17 protein-coding genes are annotated in these 21,400 nt (G+C 42.0%); 5 read left to right on the top strand and 12 right to left on the bottom strand.

Annotation, left to right across the window (positions count from 1 at the left end):
* The first annotated feature begins 218 nt into the window (after positions 1 to 218).
* The 4 genes from HWQ44_RS02210 to HWQ44_RS02195 all read left to right on the top strand — a co-directional run bounded on the left by HWQ44_RS02210 (position 219) and on the right by HWQ44_RS02195 (position 4,290).
* Positions 219 to 1,325, top strand: coding sequence for a two-component regulator propeller domain-containing protein (locus tag HWQ44_RS02210; RefSeq protein ID WP_292714120.1), 1,107 nt, complete (start codon positions 219 to 221; stop codon positions 1,323 to 1,325).
* A gap of 131 nt (positions 1,326 to 1,456) precedes the next feature.
* A complete protein-coding gene (gene panB, locus HWQ44_RS02205; protein ID WP_292714118.1) occupies positions 1,457 to 2,236 on the top strand; it encodes a 3-methyl-2-oxobutanoate hydroxymethyltransferase in 780 nt (259 codons plus the stop codon).
* 491 nt (positions 2,237 to 2,727) lie between these two features.
* Positions 2,728 to 3,564, top strand: a complete 837-nt coding sequence (gene dapB, locus HWQ44_RS02200) for a 4-hydroxy-tetrahydrodipicolinate reductase (protein WP_292714117.1) — start codon at positions 2,728 to 2,730, stop codon at positions 3,562 to 3,564.
* Between the two features lie 39 nt (positions 3,565 to 3,603).
* Positions 3,604 to 4,290, top strand: a complete 687-nt coding sequence (locus HWQ44_RS02195; RefSeq protein ID WP_292714115.1) for a phosphate ABC transporter permease — start codon at positions 3,604 to 3,606, stop codon at positions 4,288 to 4,290.
* A 352-nt stretch (positions 4,291 to 4,642) separates the two neighbouring features.
* Here HWQ44_RS02195 and HWQ44_RS02190 read toward each other — a convergent pair whose 3' ends face one another.
* The 6 genes from HWQ44_RS02190 to HWQ44_RS02165 form a co-directional block, all read right to left on the bottom strand.
* Entirely contained in the window at positions 4,643 to 6,058 is a 1,416-nt protein-coding gene (locus HWQ44_RS02190; RefSeq protein ID WP_292714113.1) for a right-handed parallel beta-helix repeat-containing protein, read from the bottom strand.
* A 100-nt stretch (positions 6,059 to 6,158) separates the two neighbouring features.
* Positions 6,159 to 6,788, bottom strand: a complete 630-nt coding sequence (locus HWQ44_RS02185) for a precorrin-8X methylmutase (RefSeq protein ID WP_292714111.1) — start codon at positions 6,786 to 6,788, stop codon at positions 6,159 to 6,161.
* 138 nt (positions 6,789 to 6,926) lie between these two features.
* Positions 6,927 to 7,736, bottom strand: a complete 810-nt coding sequence (locus HWQ44_RS02180) for a TPM domain-containing protein (protein ID WP_292714109.1) — start codon at positions 7,734 to 7,736, stop codon at positions 6,927 to 6,929.
* A 267-nt stretch (positions 7,737 to 8,003) separates the two neighbouring features.
* Complete coding sequence (locus HWQ44_RS02175; RefSeq protein WP_292714108.1) at positions 8,004 to 8,546, bottom strand: DUF948 domain-containing protein; 543 nt, start codon at positions 8,544 to 8,546, stop codon at positions 8,004 to 8,006.
* Between the two features lie 11 nt (positions 8,547 to 8,557).
* A complete protein-coding gene (locus tag HWQ44_RS02170; protein WP_292714106.1) occupies positions 8,558 to 8,908 on the bottom strand; it encodes a YtxH domain-containing protein in 351 nt (116 codons plus the stop codon).
* A gap of 405 nt (positions 8,909 to 9,313) precedes the next feature.
* Positions 9,314 to 9,649: a hypothetical protein gene (locus tag HWQ44_RS02165; protein ID WP_292714104.1), complete on the bottom strand. Its 336-nt coding sequence runs from the start codon at positions 9,647 to 9,649 to the stop codon at positions 9,314 to 9,316.
* A gap of 762 nt (positions 9,650 to 10,411) precedes the next feature.
* On the opposite strand from HWQ44_RS02165, the gene HWQ44_RS02160 reads away from it, so the two are divergent.
* Complete coding sequence (locus tag HWQ44_RS02160; RefSeq protein WP_292714102.1) at positions 10,412 to 11,410, top strand: zinc ABC transporter substrate-binding protein; 999 nt, start codon at positions 10,412 to 10,414, stop codon at positions 11,408 to 11,410.
* A gap of 445 nt (positions 11,411 to 11,855) precedes the next feature.
* Here HWQ44_RS02160 and HWQ44_RS02155 read toward each other — a convergent pair whose 3' ends face one another.
* The 6 genes from HWQ44_RS02155 to HWQ44_RS02130 all read right to left on the bottom strand — a co-directional run bounded on the left by HWQ44_RS02155 (position 11,856) and on the right by HWQ44_RS02130 (position 21,279).
* Complete coding sequence (locus HWQ44_RS02155; protein ID WP_292714100.1) at positions 11,856 to 12,383, bottom strand: GrpB family protein; 528 nt, start codon at positions 12,381 to 12,383, stop codon at positions 11,856 to 11,858.
* A gap of 37 nt (positions 12,384 to 12,420) precedes the next feature.
* Entirely contained in the window at positions 12,421 to 12,918 is a 498-nt protein-coding gene (locus HWQ44_RS02150; protein ID WP_292714190.1) for a DUF427 domain-containing protein, read from the bottom strand.
* Between the two features lie 216 nt (positions 12,919 to 13,134).
* Positions 13,135 to 14,718, bottom strand: coding sequence for an HlyD family efflux transporter periplasmic adaptor subunit (locus HWQ44_RS02145; protein WP_292714098.1), 1,584 nt, complete (start codon positions 14,716 to 14,718; stop codon positions 13,135 to 13,137).
* An 88-nt stretch (positions 14,719 to 14,806) separates the two neighbouring features.
* Positions 14,807 to 17,818 carry a peptidase domain-containing ABC transporter gene (locus tag HWQ44_RS02140; RefSeq protein WP_292714096.1) on the bottom strand — a complete coding sequence of 1,004 codons (3,012 nt, stop codon included), beginning with the start codon at positions 17,816 to 17,818 and terminating at the stop codon, positions 14,807 to 14,809.
* A gap of 85 nt (positions 17,819 to 17,903) precedes the next feature.
* Positions 17,904 to 18,059: a hypothetical protein gene (locus HWQ44_RS02135; protein ID WP_292714095.1), complete on the bottom strand. Its 156-nt coding sequence runs from the start codon at positions 18,057 to 18,059 to the stop codon at positions 17,904 to 17,906.
* 577 nt (positions 18,060 to 18,636) lie between these two features.
* Positions 18,637 to 21,279, bottom strand: coding sequence for an FG-GAP-like repeat-containing protein (locus tag HWQ44_RS02130; protein WP_292714093.1), 2,643 nt, complete (start codon positions 21,277 to 21,279; stop codon positions 18,637 to 18,639).
* Positions 21,280 to 21,400: the final 121 nt, after the last annotated feature.

Below are 21,400 nucleotides of genomic sequence, written 5' to 3'. Positions count from 1 at the left end.
TAATTTTGTTATTACATAAAGATTTAAACTTTTTGTTACAAATACTTTACAAAGTGTCATAAATGGTGATTGGGCATTGAGAGTGTGGAAAGGCTGCAAAGCTTTTTTATAATCTCCCCACACTCCCCCCTCATCCCTGATGCCCCAATCCCCAATGTTTAAAAAATCCCAGCTAGGGGAACACTGGAATTAACTCAAAGCCCGTTTAGGTAACGGCTATGGGTACTGTCTCCAAAGGAAATGTCACCGTGGTATTGTTTTGCAAGCGTACTAGTTTATTGATTACTTCTATTCTGCTAGGGTTGATAGCTTCGCCAAATATGGGATGGGCACAAAAAACCCCTGATATTAATTCATCTGATTTGACCCCTGCTTATCCAACTTCCCCACCGCCACCGCGAGTAGAACCTTTGCCTGATGAACGGGGAGTACAAGAAAATTCGCCAGTAACTGATTATCGTGTCGGTAACTTACTGGGAGATGTTACAGGTAATCTTTGGGTAGGTTCTTGGCGGGGACTATCGCGGATTGATCCTAAAACCGGCAAGATTGTTTCTCGTGTTAGCTTACCGAATGTTGCCATTGGTGCTTTAGCCCAAGACAAAGTAGGACGTTTGTGGGTAGGAAGTTACGAGGGACTAGTTCGAGTAGATCCCCGCACTAACGAAATCACCGCACAGAATTTATTTTTACCTTCTAAACGAGTATTGTCGCTGTTACTTGACAAGCGAGGTTATTTATGGACTGGAACCGATAGCGGTTTAGCTCTAATTAGTCCCGACCAAGGCTTGATTATGACAACTTTAAAAAATCTGCCTGGTGTCAGCGCCAACACCCTGACTTTAGATGCTGAAGGTCAACTGTGGGTTGGCACTCTTGATGGATTGGTGCGGGTAAATACTGCTAGTGCAACGATTATGAAACGGATAGCCGATTTGCCAGGGACGACTGTACAAGCTTTAGCTATTAGTCCAGAAGGGTTAATTTGGGCGGGAATGCCGAATAATTTGCTAGTTATTAACCCAAAAACTGGTGCAGTGTTGCGGTCTGTGACTCGCCTGCGTGGGCGTGACGTGACAGCGGTACGTTTTGCTAAAGATGGTAGTCTCTGGGTCGGGACTAATAATGGTTTGTTACGATTAAATCCAAATACAGGAGCTATTTTAGACGGAGAAGTTGCTGGACTTCCTTCTAGTCGGATTCTTGCCCTTGCACCTGACATTGGTAATAAATTATGGATCGGCACTAGTGAAGGTCTAGCTTGGTTAATGCCCAAAACAGACAGTGCAAAACCCCATATTGCTTTCAGTCGCGCTGTTAAATGATTCGTTAAGAGTTATGAGTTAGGAGTTATAAGTTAAAGAATTTTTTCAATTCAAAACTCCTAACTTCTAACTCAGCACTCAGCACGGGCTAAACGCCCCGCTAACGCTAACACTACTCAGCACTCAAATAAATGGCAATCACTACCCAGCAATTAATTCAATGGAAACAACAGGGACGTTCAATTGTGGCGTTGACCGCCTGGGATTATGCGATCGCTCAACTCCTCGATGCAGCTGGTGTAGACTTAATCCTCGTGGGTGACTCTATGGCAGTAGTTCTAGGGTATGAAACAACACTGCCAATCACTTTGGATGAAATCATATATCACGCCAAATCTGTGCGCCGTGGGGTTAAGCGCGCATTAGTAGTTGTAGATTTACCATTTCTGACGTATCAAGAAAGTCTCCAACAAGCGATGCACTCAGCTGGGCGGGTACTGAAGGAAACGGGCGCTCAAGCGGTAAAATTGGAAGGTGGCTATCCAGCGATCGCCCAAACTGTGGCTCGTTTAGTAGAAGCCGGAATTCCGGTCATGGGTCATGTGGGTTTGACACCACAATCAATACATCAACTGGGTTTGCGACAACAAGGAAAGACGCAAGAAGCCAGTGAGAGAATTTTACAAGAAGCGATCGCTCTCGAACAAGCAGGTGTATTTTCTCTCGTCTTAGAGCATATACCCGCAGATTTAGCAATGCAGATTTCACAAAAATTAAGTATTCCCACAATTGGTATCGGTGCGGGAATTCACTGCGATGGACAAGTTTTAGTTACCTCAGATGTCCTTGGACTGGCAGAGAAGCATCCACCATTCGCCAAAGTTTATACGAATTTGCGCGAGACGATTACCAAAGCTGTGCAAGATTATGCCGTGGAAGTGCGAGAGCGAAAGTTTCCTGAGAAAAGTTAAAGAAATAAGCTGCTAATCGAGAACATAAAAAACCCCGACTTAATAGCCGAGGTAGATGGGAGAAGTCCAAATGTCGATGAGATATTGTAAAACCGAAGTCTGTTTTTCTTAGTTAACACCCTACGTAACCAAAACTAGATAGTTAATAAACAAGGTGCAATTTTAACTATGCAGCTTACTTTGGCGATTTACTAAGTTATGTAAATAAATATAACAATAATATTGCAAATGGTCAACTAGACTTGACAAACAAAGGCTGATATATTCTATAAGGACTACTTATCAAGGCAGTGCGATCGGAAAATAAAACGGGTTACTGGGTAAGATAGTGAGATGAAAACGAGAACCGATCTTTTAGGGAGTAGAAAAACTAAGCGATTAGCTGCACGATTCAGGGTAGGTGGAATTAAGCCAAAAATTTGAGAAGCTAGCTACTAGATCGCCAAAGTCTTTACAATTCCCTTGTTGACTCAAAAAGTATTTCTCGACCTATGACGAATCAAGCTCCTATCCCGATTATTGTCAACGGTGCTGCTGGCAAAATGGGCCGTGAAGTGATTAAGGCGGTGGCGCAAGCACCTGACTTAAACCTAGTGGGTGCAATTGACCACAGTTTGGAACATCAAGATAAAGATGCTGGAGAGTTGGCAGGTTTAAGCGAACCTCTAGAAGTGCCAATTACCAATCAATTAGAACCGATGTTGGGGTATGTGGCTGGTGACAGACAGTCACCTCCAGGGGTGATTGTAGACTTTACCCATCCCGATTCAGTTTATGACAATATTCGCAGTGCGATCGCTTACGGTATTCGTCCTGTAGTCGGCACCACTGGGTTAAGTCCAAAACAAATTCAAGACTTGGCAGACTTTGCCGACAAAGCTAGCACTGGTTGTCTAATTATTCCTAATTTTTCCATTGGCATGGTACTGTTGCAACAAGCTGCGATCGCAGCCTCGAAATATTTTGACCATGTGGAAATTATCGAACTGCATCACAACCAAAAAGCTGATGCTCCCAGTGGTACTGCCATTCAAACGGCGCAGTTATTAGGAGAATTGGGTAAAACTTTTAACCCTGCTCTTGTAGAAGAAACGGAAAAATTACCAGGAGCTAGGGGCAGTATCGCAGATGAAGGGATTAGAATTCATAGCGTGCGCTTGCCGGGATTGATTGCCCATCAGGAAGTCATTTTTGGCGCAGCGGGACAGATTTATACTTTACGACATGATACGAGCGATCGCGCTTGTTATATGCCAGGAGTGCTACTAGCGATTCGCAAAGTATTAGCGCTAAAGTCGTTAGTATATGGATTAGAAAAGATACTTTAAACTTTCAACCCACTATTGGGCATTCATTAATCAGCATTCATGTTAGTACCACTGACTCGCCAGAAATTTGAACAAGTTGTCCCCCTAATTGCCACTGGTTTGCAGTACAAGTACTACTGGGGGAAGTTCTCAAATTTTTTGCAACGGCTGTTAATTTCTGTAGTTGCAGTAGTTGTTATTTTGCTTGTAACAGTTGTTTTCAAGCTTGAGTTTGCTTCAATAGTATTTGTGCTTGGGGTAATTAGCACCTTTTTTTGGCTGTGGTATCCAGTGTTTCAAGCAAGTATGCGGAATTTACAATGCCGCCGTTATAAGTACGGTGGCTTTTTCCGTGGTCGAGTCCTAGATTGGTGGATTACAGACCAGTTGATGGGTAAAACCGAAACAGTCAACAACAAAGGCGAATTGGTGATTATAGAAAACCGAGAAAAACAGATAAACTTAGAACTCGGTGATGACACAGGATTTAGCATTGAGTTTGTAGCACCATTGCGTCCTGCCCACAAAGTTATTACTCGCGGCCAAATTGCAGAAATGGTAGTGATGTCAAATCGTCCAGATTTGAGCAGTATTGAAGAATTCAGCGATATATACTTTCCCAATCGTGACTTGTGGGTTAGCGATTATCCTTATCTGCGGCGAGATTTCTTTAACGAAGTCGGTCGCCGCTTGCGTGAAGACCAACAACAAAAGCCGCGTCGGCGGCGTCGGAGAGTAGAGGATTAAAAAAGTAATCAGCATAGGCTTCTCTTTCACACACACACCAGAAACAGACCTACACTAATTACAAGCCACCTATCACAGATATTTTGGTAGTTTACTTTCAACTGGTTATGCCCATTCCTCCCCAACTTTTTTACAGACGCACTCGCCAACAGCGCAGCAAGTTTGGGAGGAATGGGGACTGGGCAAGAAATTCCTTTAAGATTTGCTTGAGGTCTGAATCCTCATCCAAATCTTAATAGTCCCCAATCCCCAATCCTTAGTTCAATTGCAAGGTTTCCTGATGGTCATCCAGGAGATTCGAGCATTTAGATTCGGGATAAATCTCTTCTGCCTTGTACCTCCTGCCTTCTTGCTAACGAGAACATCCCACTTTGATGAGTTTCCCTTGCAAACGATAAGTTACTGTCCCACAAACAAAACCTGCCGATTTAGGCTCTACATAAGTCCGCGTTGGCGGATTTTGTTTATCCAGCTGCAATTTCCAATTACCAGATATTTTTTCTAGAGTGGGATAATTGCTTAAAAACTGTGAGTCTGCAACAATATCGTGAGGCCCTTTAACACTTATATTAGAACTATTAATGTAGATATTATAATCATAAATAACGTTTTTGTTTTTAGTATTGATATTAATACCTTTCCCAGGAAAAGCATAAAGAATGTTCCTTAGGATTCTGACGTCTGATGACGTATGAGCAAATATTTGGCCACCTTTAAGTTCTGGAGTTTGATTATTTAAAACAGCTGTGTTATTTACAATATCAACATGATCGCTGAAAAATGCATGAATACCTGATCCACCATTATTAAATGTAAGATTGTTTTGAACTAAAGTACGTCCTTTATATGCATCCAATTTTGAGTTATTCTGATCGTTTCTTGAACTATCGATAATAATGCCATTCCCGTCTGTAATCTTTCCGACTGCAATCCAAGGGATGTACATGCGATTGTTGTAGGACTTGTTGTTAGTCACAAACATCTTGTATCCGCGGTTGTTGTCAGAATTCCAATTGTTCAACATCGAAATGCCACTGCAACCATAAACGCTGTACCAGGCATTATCGAACACCACATTATTAGATACTGTCACATAGTCCGATTCAATCGCTGAAATGCCTGCTCCTCCACACCCATGTACCTTGTTGTTGAGAATACGTATATGGTGACTATGACCATTTGTTCGTCCATCAATATTGATGCAGTTTCCATTCGTCAGCGGGTTTAGCTTGTTAGTTTTCTGACTCATCGCATAATCAAGGTTTATATTGGCATTGTTTCCTACGACCTCCAGCCCATTTATCTCAATATATGACGCTCCATTGCCAATAGAAATTCCATTCCATCCATTGTGCTGAATTTTCGGCTGATGCCCAGGATATGCTTTAAACTTAATCCATGCATTTGCTGTTCCAGAACGACTAATAGATACTACATTTCCACCCGGACTTGCATTCGTGTACACTCCGTTCATAATGAGTACAGTGTCCCCAGGCTTAGTAAGATTTGCCGCCTTTTGAATGGTCTTAAAAGGGGATGAGGAAGAAACTCCGCTATTTTTGTCGTTTCCAGTACCACTAACATAGTATGTTTTCGGAGTTCCCTTAGTGCTGATTAGCTGGCGGCTGGATAGGCTCATTTCCTTGTTAGTGAATACCTGAGGGATATTTTCAACTAAATATACTTTTACCCTTTCTCGTTCAGCCAAAAGACCTAATACCACGGGAATTGCAAGATATGCGCTTAACTTGAAACCTGGAATTACCACAAGAAAAGACTCCTTGATCGGTACTACTTAACAAAAATATCAGGATATTCAGTGATTTTGAATACTCTTTTGGATACAGAATACAATAGAGGCGACTTTCCTAACTCCCCCGATTTCCATCTTGTCCATAGGCTTGCCAAGCCAAGTCTACCAACCCATCAACGATCGCAGCTGCTACAACTGCATTACCTTTACGACTGTCAATTGTAATGTGAGGAACTAGAGAGTCTTGTAAACGTTCCTTAGCTTCATCAACATTTACAAATCCCACTGGAGTCGCAATTATTAAAGCAGGTCTAATTTCCTCAGCTTCAATTAAATCCACTAGTGCAGTCAGTGCTGTTTGCGCTTGACCAACCACAAAAATGCCCTCTGGATAACGCTTTGCTAAGGTTTCTATTCCCCAGGCTGCACGAGTTTTTTCTTTTTGAGGGCGTGTTAGAGCTTCCATGCTGCAATACACCGGATTAGCAAAGGTGTTTTGAATGTCGTAGGCAATACCTACTTGTACCATCGGCACATCTACCACAATCGTGGTTCGCGCGGCTAGTGCTGCTGCTCCAGCTTGCAAGGCACGCTCAGAAAAGCGAATCAAAGACTTATACTCAAAGTCAGCCGTGGCGTAGATTACCCGACGTACAATCTCATACTCTGCGGGTGAAAAGACATGAATATCAATTTCACTATCAATGATTGCTAAACTTTGAGCATCAGTTACGTGCCATTCCATTTTTGTTGAGCTTCTCAAATATTAGCTTTCAGCTTATCAGCTTCAGAGAGTTAGGAGTTAGGAGTTATAAGTTTTTAATTAACTCATAACTCAGCGAAAAGTTTGAGCCAACAGCGCCGCCGCTCAAATCTTTGGTACTCATAACTCATTACTAGAAGAAGACCGACTGAAAATAGGAGATAGGTAGGCAACCAAGACGCCAATAAGAAACCCAGAGATATTGCGAACTAAAGGCAACCAGTCGCTTGTGCGTGTCACCACTGGCCCAATCCCAAAGGCAATAAACAAGATTCCCCACAAAGGTGAGAAAATTAAAGCCCATTGCCAAGCAAAAACTTGTCCTTTCTCGCGGGGTTGAGCTGCAAATCCACAAATCACTCCACCAATAATTGAGGTAATCAAGGTGAGAATCCATTGCTCTCGTGGCAGTCCGGGGACAACATTGCAACCTCCCTTGAGCAAACAGCCTTTAACCGATTCTAAGGCTTGCAGAATGGCTTGGTCTTCGCCTTGTTCGCGGACAAAGTACAAGTTACCGAAGCGGGTTTGCAGTTCTATCCAAAAAGTCCGGGGTAAAAGTTCATAAACAGCATCACCGACACTAAAACTGAGGATGTTACCGCCACGAGAATCAGCAACTAGTAGAATGCTTTTGTCATCCAAACCCCAATATTTTATAACTGCGCGACCTGGAGTGCGGTCATACTGGGTCAGTACTCGCAGTTTCCAGCCCGTGTCGGCTTCAAACTGCTCTAAATCTTTGACAAGCTTTTCTTCTTGCAGCACAGGTAGAGATTTAGCTAAATCTACAACTGGGGTAAAGGTGTTAGGGAGTAACTCAGGATTGTCATAAGCCAGTGCTGGGGGAGAATGCATCACCCAAATTGACCCAGCCAGGAAAAATATTGCAATAGATACGAGAATTCGTCGCCAAAAACAAGATTGCATGGACGTTTTTATACAAATATCAACGGTAAAAGCGAACAGGTTGTTTTAAAAGAGTACTAGAAAAATGATAGTTCTTTACACTTGTTTACTTTACTCTAATCTAAGGGATCAAAGCAAAAGGTTTTTGGGGAGTGAGGGAGATGAAGAAAAATAACCAATGCTCTTCAGGAGTGCTGAGTATTGAGTGGGGAATCTAACTTATTTAGAACTCGGAACGGGCTAAACCCTAGCTATCGCTAACACAACTGTTTTGCCCCATACCCTCATTCAATCTTCGTCATCGAAATTGTTTTCCCAGCTAGCAGCGTCGTTGTAACCCTCATTAGTACGGTACAATTCTGCTTTGATTCGGCGATTTTCTGGCCTGAGCACTTCTCGTTCTCGCAAGTCCCTTAATGGTGGTTTTTCATTACTTGAGGTGCGATCGCTTATTCGCCTCGCTGGTTTTTGGCGCGTGAAGTTTTTCCAAGCAGCTTTCGCGCCAATTAAGATGCTGCGTGTACCTGCTTGCAGATTTTGAGCCTGAATTCTTGCACTATCAAGACTTTGGTCAACTTGCTTCACGACTTGACTAGCACTTTTTACACCTTCACTGACATCATCAGTTAAGTCAGTGATTTCTAAGCCAGTGACACGGATAGCTTCTAGAGTGGGCGGTAACTCCCGTGATAGGGTATCAAATAGTTTTTCTGCACTGCGAGCCGCACGTGCTAACTCCTGGAAAGCCGATATTGCCACCACTAAAACCGCAGTCAAGCTTGTGGCTACTAAAAGTAAGGAAAGTCCCAACCAAAACAGGGGTTCAATCACGGTTATGTCATTTATGAGCGTTCTAATTGCTGAGGAAGCGAATCTGAGTCTTCAACAGATGTTTGTCGCTTCAAGACTTGGCTTTCTCGCTGACTGGCATCTACACCTGCTGCGATCGCTTCCCGTAATCTATCTAAAGTTTCATCCCAGTTTCGTAGTGCGCTAGCAGAAAGACGATCGGCCTGGATTTGCACACTCGTTGATAAATCCTCTGCCAATTCTGGGATAGCATTGGCAGATTTTTTCAAAATTTTACGCGTTTCGCGCCCTGTGCGTGGAGCTACGAGCAAACCGGTCAAAGCACCGATGGTAGCTCCCAGCATCAAACCGCCAATAAATACTCCAGAACGGTTATTAGACATTTTTTTGTTTCTCTCCTTACACCTATTTTAGGTGGGTTTTCTCCCCTTGTAAGACTCAACCGATTTTATCCAGTTAATCTATCGTGACAAAATATCAGCCATAAAAGTTGCTTTTATTCATGAATATCAAAAGCATTAATTACTTATAATTCCAACTCCCCGTATCTCTCAAAGTTTTGATACCTCCGGTAAGCCTTATGGCGAGCCTCTCTGTCACCACATCTTGCATAGTTCCGTACCTGCTTCCTGACGGAGAGGCGCTTGCTAGCAAGCTTTAAGATTAGGTGATGAAAACAAGGAGCGATCGCTTTTGCGCCAATGCCTCCTGAGGGTTATGGCTACCAACTTATCTCCGTGTCCCTGTGTCAGCCCTAATTATAAATGTTCAGATGAACCTGACATAACTCATTTTGCAACTGTTCTTTTTCCAGATGTTAACTCTAGTTTAGGAAAATAACGCTGCCAGATTTGTCGTCCTAGCAAAAGTAGACTGATAATTTGCCGGACTTGTTGGATTTGTATTTGTAGTGCTTGATTTCTTTGCCGTAATTTATAAATATTCTGCTGGCTGAGATAAATATTTTCGGGTGCTTTCTTCAGTGTTGCATGGGTACAACTTTCATAAGCGGTTAACCTATCTGTTATGTATGCTAGCTGCTGCTTGAGTTGCCACACCCGCCAAGCTACATAGAGTAGTATCAGCGAAATGAGGGTGTTAACGAGAATAACTAAAATAACCATTGTTTATCTTCACCAATATTAGCTTTGAGGAATTGTTCTATATACTTGACTTGGCTGTTATTTAATGATGAAGAAACTAGAGGGTAAAAATTATGGCATAAAGTACAGCCTAGATTATGGTAATAAAGAGTAGTTAGATGATGCTCTGAGCGCTCTTGAAAGGCTTTACTAGGTGAAAATTAGTGTAACAAAGGCTGATGGCTAAAAAATCGCCAATTTGCCAATTTTGTAACAATGATATATCCACACTTCGCAAAACCACAGCTACAATTGCCTTAGATTCACGACTCGGTTTGCGAAATCAACCCGTATGCTCAATAAGCCCCATCATTACTACGTCCCACTCCTTAAGCTGATAATTCTAGTCAATTTGCGACCTTTGTGGTGTGTAAGCATAGTGGTATAGCCCCTTCAACAGACGGTGAGAAAACTACACTCCTGGAGGCTCTCCAGCCCAGCATCGCCTTTATTATTGTGCTCCTACCTCTACCAGTTTTCCAGCTTGTCGCGTGAAGTTAACTAATATTTTGCCTGTAAAAACCTCACTAGTGGTTCACCAACCAAAAATTGCTGGGTGTTGACTAGAAAAGAGAAAAGGGAAAAGTCGATTAATTTTTTCCCTAACCTTTACCCTTTTCTCAGCCAAAGGCTTCCCTGTCTCCCCTTAACCTCTTCCCTGCTGAAGACTTCCCTCTGGTATTTCACTAAAACTTACTTTATCGATAATGATTATCTTTTTTATACATCCAGTAGGAGTTGAGGATGTCAAAAAAATCACCATTGAATAATTTCTTCCGAGCTTTTTTTGTTACCTTGACAATTGGATTTGTTGGGTGTGGAAATCAAGCTGCAAGAACTACATTCACTCAGACTAGCAGCCAGGTAAATGAGAATCTTCCCCAAGTTGTGGCAACTACAAGCGTACTGTGTGACTTAACTAGGCAGATTGCCGGGAATACAGTTAACCTCACCTGCTTAATTTCCCCTACAACCAACCCCCAATTTTATAAACCAAAACCGGAAGATCGTAAAGCCATTGAGCAGGCTAATCTTATTCTTTATACTGGTTACAATTTTGAACCAAATCTGATCAAATTAATTAAAGCGACTAAAAACTCTGCACCAAAAATAGCCGTCGGTCAACTTGCGGTACCTAAGCCACAAAAATTTCAGGCAGGCGGTAAGAATGTAACTGATCCTCATCTTTGGCACAATACCAAAAATACGATCAGAATGGTGGAAGTAATTAATAGTAACTTGAGAAAAATACAATCTAGTGATGCAGAGGCTTATACCAGCAATACCAAAAAAGTTACAAATGAACTCACTCAACTAGATAGATGGATTAAGTCAAGAATTGCCAGTATTCCTACCAAAGAACGCAAGTTAGTCACAACCTCTGATGCGCTGAGTTATTACGCGAAAGCATACGGTATTTCATTGGCAGGAGGATTGCAAAGTATTAGTACTAACGAAAAACTAACAGCCGAACGAGTGAGAAATTTGGCTACAAACATTAAGCAGGCTAAAGTGTCAACAATTTTTGCTGAGGTGGAAATTAATCCTAATTTGATTCAATCCGTAGCCAAAGAAGCTGAAGTGAAAATTTCTGACAGGAAGCTTTATGCTGAGGGACTTGGTGAACCAGGAAGTGACGGTGACACTTATCAGAAAATGATGATTGCTAATACACGCACAATTGTGGAAGGACTAGGAGGGACATATTTGATGTTTGAAATGAAAGCTGCTAGATACCCATAAGATAAATTTAGTACCCCTAAAGTCTGAGGTTTTTGATATTACAGAAAACTCAGCTTATTAGCCTATTCTTTGAGGATAGGATTGGTGTTTTAAACGTAAGAAGAAGTGAGTTCGATGAACCTCTCCCTCCCAGCCTCCCTCTCCGAAACGGAAAGGGAGGAGAAACGAAAAATTAAGCTCTTTGCTCCCCTCTGGGCGTCGGATAGGGGCTGGGGGAGAGGTCAAATAAGACTTGTCGAACTCACGTTAGAAGAAATAGGTAAAAGGGATTGTGTTATGTCAGGTTCGGCTAAACACTTAGAATATCTGTAGTAGGTTGAGTCGAGAACAAAACCCAACATTTGAACTTTGTTGATGTTGGGTTTCAATGCCTTACTCCTACAGGGTTGCTACAACCCAACCTACATTGAAAAATTTTATTATAAGTAATCACCCGAACTTGATATTATTCAAATTTATCAAGTGTACACCATACCAATGCTTTCCTTTGCATCTCTTTGATAAACCCATCTTTCCCATTCATATATCCAATGATATCGTTAGGATACTGCTTCGCTAACTTACGTTTTAATTCACTATATTTTTGTGCATCTTCGGGATGTACAATCATGTAATCTCGAAATGCTAAGTGTCGTTCTACTGACGATGTTCTGGTCGTGAAGATATGGATATGATGCGTTCTTGTGCCTGTTTTATTATCTTTACGAAAGAAGCGGCGACCTGGTATGCCGAACTCGCCCATTACTTCATAACCTAACGCTTCCATACCCAAACTACAATCATCCACTTTGGCGATGTTTTCAACTTCAACTAACAAATCAATAATGGGTTTCGCGTAGATATGTGGAATTGCCGTGCTGCCAATATGGTGAATAGCAACTACATTTTCACCTAATGTAAGCGCAACATGCTTTGATTCATCCTCAAATTTGCCGCGCCATGTAGAATCGTGCGGTACTACTTCTACTTTCATACTGACTGCAATTTTTAATTTCGAGAAGCGACTTGACTCACCATCCCCAAGTACCAGGAGCGCCTTTGAATGGCCCAACAATATCACTGGTTATCCAACCGCCATAGAAGTTACCTGGTTGTGATTGTACCTCTTCGCCATTAACGTAGCATTTATCCATTAAATGAGCATAAAAAGCTACATAGTCCTTGATAGATTCAAAAGCTGGTGTGGGATTGGGGTAGAACCAGGCAGCATTATGGACTTCTTTATCACCAACTCGGATTATGTAGTAACCAGCACTCCCCTTCCACTCACAAAAGCTAGATTGCGGTGTCATCTGTAGATATTCCATTTTGATATCCGCAGGAGGAATGTAGTAAGAAGGAGGATGACTAGTTTCTAAAACACGTTTGGCGTTGTGGGTATCTGCAATTATTACTCCGTTAAAGATTATTTGGATATGTTTACTTGTGTCCTCCAAACGAGGAGGGCGGGGATAATCCCAAACTGATTCTTGTCCGGGAGCGGGTTCGATGCGTTGAGAATTAACCATCATGAAGAGTGCTGAGTGCTGTTAGGGGTAGCGAGGCATTTAGCCCGTGCTGAGTGACGAAAAAGTATTAGTATTGATGTACTTTGTGAAGTAGCGCTGAAGACAAGTTTGCCATCGTAGGCGACTACTCGACGCCTTCACCTCAGTGTCTCTGAAAGAGAAGGCTAAGAGCAACTACCTTTCTGGAGCCACTGCGGTTTTTTAACTCAGCACTCTTCATCGTACCTCTTTAAGAGCATCAACTTGCTTGGTAAACAACTCAGTGAATAAACTAAGCACAGTCCGTTCTTCGCGCACTTTTATATTGGCACTGATGGACATACCTGATTGTAAGGTGACTTTTTTACCCTTAATCACTAAGGATTGTTTATCTAATGAGACTTTTGCCGGAAATCTATAAAACTGATGTGTTTGGTCTGGCGGTAATGCATCTGACCCTATCCCAATCACTTCTCCCTTGATATCGCCAAACTCGCTGTAAGGGAAGGAGTCAATTCTGACATCTACCTTCATACCTTTTCGCACAAATCCAATATCTTTGTTAGTGATGAAAACTTCAGCTATATAGTTTTCATTGGGGACAATTTGCAGCAGTTTTGTAGTTGGAGTTGCGACAAACCCAGGGTTTTTTGCTTGCAAATCGAAAACTGTTCCAGCTACAGGTGCGCGAAGTTCTTGATATTTAACGTTTAACTGTGATTGAGATATTTTACTATTGACATCTGCCAAACGCTGCTCATTATCCAGCAAAACTTTCATGAATTGGCTATCGATTGTGGCAATCCGCTGTTTGTTCTCAGCAATCTTATCCAAAATGTTTTTATCAGAAACAGCCACCGTATTGCTTAACTCTTGTTGTCCTTTTTCTATATCAAACTGGAGGCGTTTCAGTTCCTCACCTAGTTGCGCTACTTCTGCTGTGCGATTTTGTACTTCTTGTTGCTGGTTGAGATACTGAAGCTGAGAAATGCCACCTTCTTCTGCTAATATCTTCAACTTATCTAAAATCCCCTGTTGAATAGCTAAACTTGATTTACTATCTTCCAGTTTAATTTGATTTTGAGTAAGTTGTTTTTTGGTTTTTTCTACTTCCAATCGTGCTGATGAGGAGCGAGAGTCTAATTCCTGTTTAGCAACTCGTAGAAGTTGTTGTTCATCAATTCCTACTCCAGAATCTTGACCAGAATTTTTTAATTGAGTGCGGAATAATTCATTTTCTGCTACTAACGCTGCCCGACTTTTCAGCAGAAAAGCAGTTTCTTGAGGCAAATTACCGCGCAAATATAACAGTTCAGATCCAGTGGCGGTACTTGCACCCATCAATCGGCGATAAATCTGGTTTTCTTTAATTAATGCAAGGCGAATTTTATTCAAAGAATTTAATTCGGCAACAGAGGCTATGGAATCAAAAGTTAGCAGTAAATCTCCGGGCTTTACTTCTTGTCCATCTTTAATATTAACTGTTTTTACAACTCCACTAACAGGAGCCTGAACTTCTTTGACTGTTCCTTGCGGTTTTAATTGCCCTGTCGCTGGCACTACTTGCTCAATTTTGGCAAAATAAGCCCAAGCAATTCCAAAACAGGCTAGCCCGATTAGTGTCACCATGATTGTACGCGACCAAATTGGAGATTGGCGCAAGACAATGGATTGCTCAAAGTCCTGAGTGTTTGAGTTAGTTAAAGATTCTTGAGCAGCTTTCTGTTGTTTTGTCAGGACTCGTGAATCTTGCTTAACTCCATTCTTCTGATTGCCGTTTTTCTGATTGCCGTTGAGGTGATTTCCATTAAGTTGAGTCATAAGGATTTTGGATTTTGGATTTTGGATTTTTTGTAGGGTGGGCAATGTTTACCAATGCCAAAAAACTTTGCCCACAGCAATGACTAAGTTACAAGTTAACATCTTGTTGCTGATACAGGTAATAATAATGACCTTTAGTAGCCATTAATTCTTGATGGCTACCTTGTTCTATAACCCTGCTATTATCCATTACAACAATCATGTCTGCATTACTCACGGTGTTCAGTCGGTGGGTAATAAAAAATACTGTATCCCCCTTGAATGCTTTGGCTAAGTTGAGACAGATTTGCCGTTCTGTGGGATAATCTAATGCGCTAGTTGCTTCATCTAAAACTAATAATTTTGGTCGTTGTAAAACAGAACGAGCGATCGCAATTCTTTGTCGTTGTCCACCTGAAAGTGCAGAACCCCGTTCTCCTACCCGCGTGTTGTAACCGTTGGGCAAGTTCATGACAAACTCGTGGGCACACGCAACCTGAGCCGCTTCGATAATTTCTTCGGTTGTGGCATCGGGATTCGTGAGGGCAATATTTTCTTGAACGCTGCCGTCAAACAACAATGTTTCTTGAGGAACTACACCAATTTGTCGTCGCAGTGAATAAAGTTCCACTTTAGCAATATCATAACCATCAATCAAAATTCTGCCGGACTCAGTTTCGTAAAGTCTCAGCAGTAATTTCATCATCGTACTTTTACCAGACCCACTTTGTCCGACAATGCCGATAAATTTACCTGGCTCAAATTCCAGGTTGACATTAGAAAGTTGCAGTGGCCCACTTGTCCCAAAGCGGAAGGAAACATTTTCGTATTTCACTGCTCCCTTGATCGTAGGTAAGGGTATATTGTAGCGGTCTGTTTCTCCTTCTTGGGGTGTATCGACAATATCGCTTAAACGCTCTAAAGACAAGGCAGTTTCTTGGAAGCTTTGCCAGAGTTGAGCTAAGCGCAATATTGGGCTGGTGACATAACCCGATATAATCCTAAAGGCAATTAATTCGCCTAAAGTCAATTCTTGTTTCAGTACTAAATAAGCTCCTACCCACAAAACTAGTAAGCTACTGAGTTTGTTGAGAAAGTTGCTGGTAGAGTTAGCGAGGGTGGAAGTTACAACTGTTTTAAAACCAGCGGCGACAAATCGAGCGTAACGCTCTTGCCAAGAAAAGCGCGATCGCAATTCGATATTTTGCGCTTTTACTGTTTGAATTCCTGACATCACCTCCACTAAATAAGATTGAGTTTCGGCGTTGCGTTCGGCTTTGGCACGTAACTGTCTGCTAATAGTGGGAGAAGCAATCAAGGTAATCACGATAAACACGGGAATCGTGCTTAAGCCGACTAAGGTTAGTTGCCAACTGTAAATCAGCATTACACCGATATAGACCACCGAAAACAGAGCATCTAACCCCACTGTTAAGGCCGTACCAGTTAAGAATTGGCGGATATTTTCCAATTCGTTGATGCGTGTGGAAAGTTCACCCACCGGTCGGCGTTCAAAATAGCGCAGCGGTAGACGTAGTAAGTGGTCGATAATTTGCGACCCTAAACCCATGTCGATCCGATTAGTGGTATCGACAAATAAGTAGGTTCGTAAGGTAGTCAAGACTGCTTCAAATAGCCCGACTACTAATAGCAAAACTCCTAAAATATGTAGTGTACCAATACTATTTTGAGTGATAACTTTGTCGATAATTAACTGAACGACTAGCGGATTTGCCAACGCTGCCAACTGCACGAAAAAGGAAGCGATAAAAACCTCTATCAGGACTCGACGGTGGCGTGACAAATAGGGCAAAAACCACCGTAAACTAAAGCGTTCTTGGGGTGTTTCTTTAGTAGCAGTGAGCAGCAATACCCTAACTTGGGGCGGAAAGTTGGTTGGATCAACATCTAATTGCTCAACCAATTGAGCGGGTTTACAGCGGACAATTCCTTGGGATGGGACACCTACAACCACGGTATTTGCATCCGCTTCATATAAAACCGCAAAACTATCACCATAGCGAATCAATGCTGGTGTAGGAATGCGCGTCATTGAAGCGACTGGTAGCTCTACCAACTGTGCCTTAAGTCCGATTAATTCTGCCAGGTAAGCAGTAACTTGAAACGATATAGTCCCCTGACGTTTGACTTGCTCGGTTAATATCCGGCGAACCACCTCTCGACGAAATGGCATTTCTAGGTGCTTCGCGATCATTTGGAAGCAGGCGAAGGCTGTATTTAGTTCTCCCTTACCACCAAAAAATGGGTATTTCTGTTTTGACGAATTCTTTGAGTTTTGGGGGGCTGTCGGTGGAACTACTTCGTCTGATGCGTAGGGAATAATATCTAGGTCGTCGGCGCTATCTCTGTCTAATGTGGTGTCACTTACCACAAGTTCTATCTGATGACTATCTTCTAAGATCAAATCTGACGGATGTATACCAAGTAGCCGCGCGGGGTTTTGACCGATGACCTGGATTTTGTCTCTGTCATCGTCTGATTCTAAGCGATCGCCAACAGATAAATTTGTTACTGTACCACCACCACTCACAAACCAGGCGCTTTCGCTATCGAGTTGGTTGAATGGAGTTTTTCCTAGAGGTAAGTATTGTACTTTCGCCTGTGGTAAGGCTTTTTCTGCCAGTTCTCTGAGATTTAAAGTCGCGATCGCTTGTTTTTGCCAATAGGAACCGAGAATATCGAAAACTTCTACCAAATAACTGCGGTTCTTACGAGCTTCGGCAAAAGCTGGGTATGAAGCCAGAAAGCTAAAATATGCTGATGCACTCAAGGTTAAACATACTACTTCGGTGGAAGCGATCGCAGTCTCACAGGCGACATCGCGCAACAAACCAATTTCGCCGATAATTTCCCCTGGTTGCAGTAATTTTAGGGTGATTGGCATTTGCGTCTGGGGGTCGTATCCCAACAGGCGCACTTGTCCTTCATAAATGATCGTGATGCGTTCTGGGAGGCTTTCTTTACCGATGATTTTCTGACCTATGCGATAGCGCCAAGCTTGCAGCTGTTCTGATAAATTAGCGATCGCTCCATCTGGTAACTGCTCAAACCCTTCTAGGGCGGTGAGAAATTCGGGAAAAGTGTTCTTAATATAAGTCATATAAAACAAGTTGAAGGTAAAAGTGAGGAATAAAGCCGAAAATATTAGAAAGTATCTCTTTTACTAACAGTGGCAGTGTTTGGTTTTATGCCACCACCTGCAATATTTCTGTGGTATTCAGTATGCCATCTGTAAAAGTACAGAGAGTAGCTTCGTCTAATTCCATACCTGCATTTCCATCACGAGTTCCTACTGTTATGCATTGTTTAAGACAAATATAGTGTAAATAGATGGAGGACAAGTTATCACTTGGTTAACGCCACATAATTTATACAAGTTTAAAATCAATATTTAGCATTGCAAGTATGCAAGATGGATACTAATTATCAAACTAAGACACAGAAATGCGGTTGTTAAACTTTGTGTCGCGGATTCTAATTTATGCTCATCAACATGAAACTATCACAGATGTTTTCCTAAGTAAATACCCTAGTTAACAATTATGTAATAAAAAAAACTTTAAATTTCTGAATTATTTTTGACAAATTCTGAAATACAGGGATTGACAGTATCACTAATGGCGAAAGACAGTAAGTTTTCCTCGTTGAACAGCACCCATACCCGATTATTAAAGAATTCTTCATCACTTTTTTGCTAGCTTAATTTAATAAAAATTAACCGGAAAAGTAAAGGTGAAGACTTTTTGTCACCTAGAGGAATCAACTATTAAATTTATGAAGGAAAGCCAATAACTGCCTTCAGTAAATTTACTAATTTAATTAATATCAAGTTTATCTAATCGCTACGGATAAAATAACCCCACCCCGCAACCGGGATGAGGTTGTTCGATTTTGCTAAGTAATTACTTGCATTTGATATTACGCAGCATTGACACTCAAATTCACCTGCACAATCACATCGTTGTAATCTTTGTCACCACCATTTGGTAAATCTTCAAAACCAAAGGTGTTATTCCCCAACAACCGAATATGATCTACCTTATCTGAGTTAGCGCCCAAGAATGAGAAGTAAACCTTTTTATTGTTATTGCTATCGAGAATTGCATCGGGTTTACCATCTACAATAATAAATGGTGCAAACAAAGAATTAGGCCCAAAACTGCCAGTGTATTTTGCAGTACCTTGGTTCTTCACCATCAAGTCAATGCCTGCAACACGCCCACGCACAGCAGCTTTGGCGTAACCAGCCTGTCCAACAAGGATATCTGCTATGCCATCGCTATTAGTGTCAATACCACCATTTTCATCAGCCACTTGATAGAAGCCGATAAAGTTGTTGTAAGATGCTTCTCTATTGACTGCAAATTCAGCTTTTACTGATTGTGTCACACTCCGTAAATCAATCAGTTCGCCTTGAGATTTGCCTTGCAGACCAGTACCTAAGGATACTTCTTCATTGGTTGCTTGAATATTTACAACCAAATTCTGAAAGTTGAGAGAAAACCCTTCCTCATCTGTGTTGCTATTTGTAGGTGAGGAAAAAAGGACACTTGAGAAAGAGGTTTTTCCAGACAGTACAGCCTGAGTAGTACTGTTGGATACCAGATAGAATCTGAGTTTTGTACCAGACTCGAATTCTAAGATATTTTTCAGGTCAGCGTGCTTAAAACCCTTGGGTAGTTTAGCAATGGAGGAGAAAATCACCTTTGAGCGCTCTAGAGCCACTCGCGTATAACCCTCTGCACCAGGGGCTATGCCGTTAATCCTACCTTCTTCATCGTCAACAGCAAATACACATAGTTCATTTACCTCTTTAGCGGTGTTGTTTTTAATCTTAAGAGAAAGCTTTCCTTTACGACCCTTAACTTTACTATTGACGATAAAGATATTTTGAGTAATATTGACCAACTGGAAAATTGTTGTCACTTGGGTATTTGTAGTAGACCCAAATCCATCAATATTAACAGCCAACTCTTTATCAAAAGAAAGTCCATCAATGTCAGTAGTGCGGACGCGGATTTTGTAACTAGATTTAGTCACGTCAGATTTAATTTTTAAGCTATCGTCCTTGATGATGAATGCATCATTATCAGTATCACCAGTGCCTGCCACCAAACTATAAGTGTGCTGATCATTTTGGTCTGGATCAATGGTGCTGAAGATGCCGATAATTTTTTCATCATCGTCATCGCTGATAGCGTTAAATGTCAAGTCTGTGGGCTTTTCGTTGAGGTCATTGACATTGAGAACTAACTGCTTCTCAAAGACGAGTCCACCAAGATCTGTGCTAGCTACTCGGATGTTGTAAGTTGATTTGCTTTCAAAGTTAGGAGAATTATTTATTTGTAGGCTATTGCCGACAATGGTGAATAGGGCGTTATCACTATCGCCAGTACCCGCTATTAAACTATAGGTATGCTGGTCATTAGTGTCTGGGTCAGTGGTGGTGAAAGTGCCAATTTGACTTGCAGCAGCTACATTCTCATCGACAGATGTAGCACTCAACATTAAGTTTGTGGGGTCAGAATTGGAAGTATTTAGCAATACAGATACATTGCTAGAACCGGAGTTAGCTACCACAAAATCCAGTTTGCCGTCACCGTCAAAGTCTTCCACAGCAATAGCAGCAGGACTTGAAGCGACCGTGAAGTTGGTGGCAGTGCCAAAGCCGCCACTGCCATCGTTCAGCAGTACTGAAACATTGTTGTCATCAGAGTTAGCTACCACTAAGTCCAGTTTGCCGTCACCGTCAATGTCTACTACTGCAACGGAACGAGGATTTGTCCCAACTGCAAAGTTGGTGGCAGTGCCAAAGCCGCCACTACCATCGTTCAGCAGCACTGATACATTGTTGTCATCAGAGTTAGCTACCACAAAATCTAGTTTGCCGTCACCGTCAAAGTCTGCTACAGCAACGGAACGAGGATTTGTCCCAACTGCAAAGTTGGTGGCAGTGCCAAAGCCGCCACTGCCATCGTTCAGCAGCACTGATACATTGTTGTCATCAGAGTTAGCTACCACCAAGTCTAGTTTGCCGTCACCGTCAAAGTCTGCTACAGCAACGGCATTGGGATTTGTGCCAACTGCGAAGTTGGTGGCAGTGCCAAAGCCGCCACTGCCATCGTTCAGCAGCACTGATACATTGTTGTCATCAGAGTTAGCTACCACCAAGTCTAGTTTGCCGTCACCGTCAAAATCTGCTACAGCAACGGCATTGGGATTTGTCCCAACTGCAAAGTTGGTAGCAGTGCCAAAGCCGCCACTGCCATCGTTCAGCAGCACTGAGACATTATTGTCACTGGAGTTCGTTACCACAAAATCCAGTTTGCCGTCACCGTCAAAATCTGCTACAGCAACGGCATTGGGATTTGTGCCAACTGTGTAGTTGGTGGCAGTGCCAAAGCCGCCACTGCCATCGTTCAGCAGCACCGAAACATTGTTGTCATCAGAGTTAGCTACCACCAAGTCCTTTTTACCGTCACCATCAATATCTGCCGCAGTAACGGAATTGGGATTTGTCCCAGCTAGAAAGTTAGTGGCATTTGTAAATGATACGCTCATGATTGCTTTTATTAAAAATGTTTTAGCTTTCCTCACACCTGTTTTTGCTCATAAAAATAATATTCTTTGTTAGCAAGGGAGGAATGTACTATATAGCTTATTGTGTAAATAGGGTTAATCA

It is taken from the genome of Nostoc sp. JL34, from assembly GCF_017114945.1.
Lineage (GTDB): Bacteria > Cyanobacteriota > Cyanobacteriia > Cyanobacteriales > Nostocaceae > Nostoc.
This window is presented reverse-complemented; position numbering and strand designations above follow the sequence as displayed.